Source organism: uncultured Campylobacter sp. (assembly GCF_938031315.1).
In the GTDB taxonomy this organism is placed as follows: domain Bacteria; phylum Campylobacterota; class Campylobacteria; order Campylobacterales; family Campylobacteraceae; genus Campylobacter_B.
The window spans coordinates 1-3,972 of sequence record NZ_CALHHT010000356.1; the positions used below are offsets into that span (position 1 = coordinate 1).

The window sequence follows — 3,972 nt, forward strand, 5'->3', positions numbered from 1 at the left end:
TAGATGAGCCGAATTCTAACAAAATTCAAGCGCAGAAAATATCGCCATCGGCTGCTCGGTCTTTAAATTCTGCCGAGTCGGATTCTAACAAGGCTGCGAACTCATCACTAAATTTGGCAAGTTTAAATTTAAATGAGAGTTTCTTTTCACCGCAGAACGCACCGAACTCGCCGAATAATTCGACCGGCTTGCCGCGCGATTTGGCGAATGGTTTAGCTGGCGTGTCTGATTTGACGAGCTTGCCGCATGATTTGACGAGCTATTCGCAAGCCGCAGCGAGCGAGAAATTTTTACCCGACTTATCCGAGCCAAATCTAAACGAGCAGGGCTCTATTTTGCCCGCTTCGTCGGATCAAAATTTCGTCGTGCAAAATTCGTCGCAGCAGCGCGGTACGTCACAGAATGAATCGCTGCAAGACTTGCAAAATACTAAACGTGACTTGCAAGATGCGAAAGAGGACTTGCAGGACTTTAAACACGATTCACAAAACGCCGAGCAAGATCTACGCGAAGAAGAAATTTTAAAAATTTTCGAGCGGCGCCTTCGCAGCGAAGCGCCGCCGCTTTGTCGTATCGATAAAATTATCCGCACCGATCTAAATACGCAAGATTTTGCGCAAAATTTTACTGATTTTAAGATCACGCAGTCCAAAGAGGGGCGTAAATTTAACCCGATTTTGCCCGATTTTGCGATCTGCGATCAGTGCAAAAAAGAGTTTTACGACCCCCAAAATCCGCGCTTCCACTATCCTTTTATCAACTGCACGGATTGCGGCCCGCGCCTTAGCATCATCGCCGCGCTGCCGTACGACCGCGCAAACACTACGATGAGGGCGTTTGAGATGTGCGAGTTCTGTCGCGGCGAATACACAGACCCGCTCACGCGCCGCTATCACGCCGAGCCGATCTCCTGCCCGCACTGCGGTCCACAGCTGTTTTTATGCGGCGCGGGCGGCGAAATTTTATCAAGCGGCGAGGAGGCGATAGCGCGCACGGCGGAGCTTTTGCGGCGTGGGCAGATCGGCGCGATCAAGGGGATGGGCGGCTTTCATATCGTTTGCGATGCGACGAACGAGCGCGCGGTACGCATGCTGCGAACGCTCAAAAAGCGCCAGAGCAAGCCTTTTGCGATCATGTGTCGCGACGCAGCGCAGGCGGGGCGCGCAGCGAACCTAAGCGCAGAAGAGGAGGCGCTGATAGACTGCAACGTCAAGCCGATCGTGATTTTAAAAAAGCGCGAGTTTGTTTGGCGCACGGCAGCGGGCTTTGCGGCAGATTTCGGCACGCAAAATTTAAAGGCGCAAAGCAAAAATTCTATATCGCCGAGATTTGCGGGTGAGCAAGAAAAATCGACGCAAGGGCAGGGCTCTGAGCTACGAAATTTACGCAATTTTGCGGCGCAAAAATTTAGCACGCAAGGCGCTGAAGATTGTGCAGAGCAGGACGGGTTACATAGTGCGCAAATTTTTAGCAAAACGATGCACCGTAATTTCGCCTGCGATATGCTAGCGGCAGACGACTCGCAGTGTACGGCAAACAAGCTAGAGCGCGCGTACGATGGATCTGATTTGCAGTATGCGGCTAAAAATTTGAGCTCACCGCAAGCAGTAAGCGAGGCGCAAGATACGATTAACGAGCTAAAATCGCAATTTGCGGCAAATGGCAGAGAGCTGCGATACGTATCGCCCGATTCTTGGCATGCGGACGAGCAAAATTTGCAACTCTCAATGAAGATATCTGATTTGCGGCCTGCGGCAAGCGAGCCCGTTTCGCGAAGCTCTGCGAATACTTCAAGTTTGCAATATGCCGCGGATAGGACGAACTCGCGACGTGGGGCGTGTGAGCAGGACTTGCAAAATGCTGCAGATAAGGCGGCTTTGCAATGTGCGGTGAGCGAGCCGAGTCCGCAACAGACGATAAATTTGCAAGGCTCATGCTCTGCGCAGGCGTGTACGGCGGACGTGCGCGGCGCCCATTCCGATAGCAGCAGCGATTTCGTGCGTTTGCCCGCAAGCTTTTCGGCGATTTTTGGGGCAGGCGCGATTTTTATCGCTCCAAGCGTGGCGCCGAACCTTAATAAAATCGGCATTTTTCTCGCAAATACCGGCGTGCATCTGCTGCTTTTTGAATACTTTGATCGCCCGATCGTAGCCACAAGCGCGAATATTAGCGGCGAGCCCATTATTTTCAGCAGCGAGGAGTTGCGCGCGAAGCTGGGCGGCGTCATCTCGTTTTACCTGGACAATAATCGCGAAATTTTAACGCCGAGCGACGATAGCATCGCCTTTTTACCGCAGTTTGAAGCGCGAGTTTCGGCGCCTACTTCAAAAACGGCTCATAGCTCTGGTAAAATTTCCGCGCCGCTTCCGACCTGCACCGAGATGAAAAATTCCGCGCAAAATTCTATTCTAGCGCAAAATTCTGTTATAAATTCCGCGGACGCGCAAACCCTTACCACGCCGCAAAATTTTAAGGAAAATTCCGCGCGCGGGCGGAATTTCGAGAGTTCGCAAAGAGTTTTTGATACAGATACGAGTTGCGACACCACAAATTTTACCTCAGGAACTAACTGCCGCGCCACAAATTCGGCGCTTCAAAAAAATCAAAATGACGCAAATTCCGCCTCCGAAATAAATTCTGGCTGCGAAACGAAATCCGCCCGCGGCGCAAGCATATCAAATTCCGCAAGTGCCCTAAATTCCACAAATGCTGCAAATCTCGCAGATGCCGCAAAACCGACAAGTATCGCAAATTTAGCGAGATATACGAATTTTTCCGCCGAAGCGGACGCTTTAGATCGCGCGCTATTTTTGCGAACATCTCGCGGAATGAATCCAAAAATTTTCCCTAGCAAATTCCACGCCAAAGGCACTTTCCTGGCGCTCGGAGCGGAGCTTAAAAATGAGTTTGCGATCTACAAAGACGGGCAAATTTTCATCTCGCCCTACATCGGCGATCTTAAAAACGTCGCCACGAATGAGCGATTCTTCGCGCTTTTGGATATGTTCGTGCGCGCCTACGAGCTGAAGTTTGACGCCGTCATCGCAGATCTGCACCCGCAGTTTTCGCACACGCGATTTTTCGAGCAGCGCGGATACCCCGTGGTGCGCTACCAGCACCATTTCGCGCATCTGGTATCGAATCTGGCGCAAAACGATCTGCTAAGCAGCGGCAAAAAATACCTCGGCTTTTGCTTCGACGGCACCGGCTACGGCATGGATGGCACGATCTGGGGCGGCGAGGTGATGATTTTTAACGAGTTCGGCTTTAATCGCGTCGCGAAATTCGATGAGATCGCGCTTATCGGCGGCGAGAATGCGATCAAAAACATCTACAAGCTTGCGCTTGCGCTCGTGTTTAAATTTAATGCAAAGGGCGCCGCGAGCGAGTTTTTGGCAAAATTTAGCGCGAGCGAAGTGGCAAATTTGGAAAAAATCGCGCCGCGCGCCGTCCGTTCAAGCTCGCTAGGGCGGCTATTCGATGCGTTTGCGGCGGTCATTTGCGGCCTGCGAACCGTAAGCTTCGACGGCGAGGCGGGCATGCGGCTAGAAAACCTCTATATCGATGGCTGCGAGCAGAGCTATAAATTTAGGCTGAAAAAAGCGGGCGAAAATTTTATCCAAAACGCGTCGTATTCCGCTTCACAGCAGCGGGGCGTCGATGATTTGCGGCACGAAACACAGCGCGAAGCGAGGCAGGGCAGTTTGAATGCGCAAAATAATAGCGGCGCCAAAAACAGCTGCGTGTTGCGAGGCGATTTTAGAAAGCTTGCGGACGATGCGGCAAGCAAAGACTGGCCTGAGCGGGCGGCTGAAAACATCGCAGGCGGCGGTGAAAAGAATGCAAATGTCGCCGTAAATTCTATAAAGCAAGTGTCCGCCTTGAATTTAATAAATTCTGAAAGCAAAAACGCTTCTAACGCCGATCAAGCCCCGCAAAACGGAGCTTGCGCGCCGAGCCTTGAGGGCGAAT

3 pseudogenes are annotated in these 3,972 nt (G+C 51.7%); all 3 read left to right on the plus strand.

The features are described 5' to 3' along the window. Positions 1-365: 365 nt before the first annotated feature. Positions 366-1,178, plus strand: a pseudogene (locus Q0236_RS08545) (Sua5/YciO/YrdC/YwlC family protein); the annotation flags it as partial. Between the two features lie 882 nt (positions 1,179-2,060). Next, positions 2,061-2,285: pseudogene (locus Q0236_RS08550) on the plus strand (Sua5/YciO/YrdC/YwlC family protein); the annotation flags it as partial. Positions 2,286-2,828: 543 nt separating this feature from the next. After that, positions 2,829-3,972, plus strand: a pseudogene (locus Q0236_RS08555) (hypothetical protein); the annotation flags it as partial.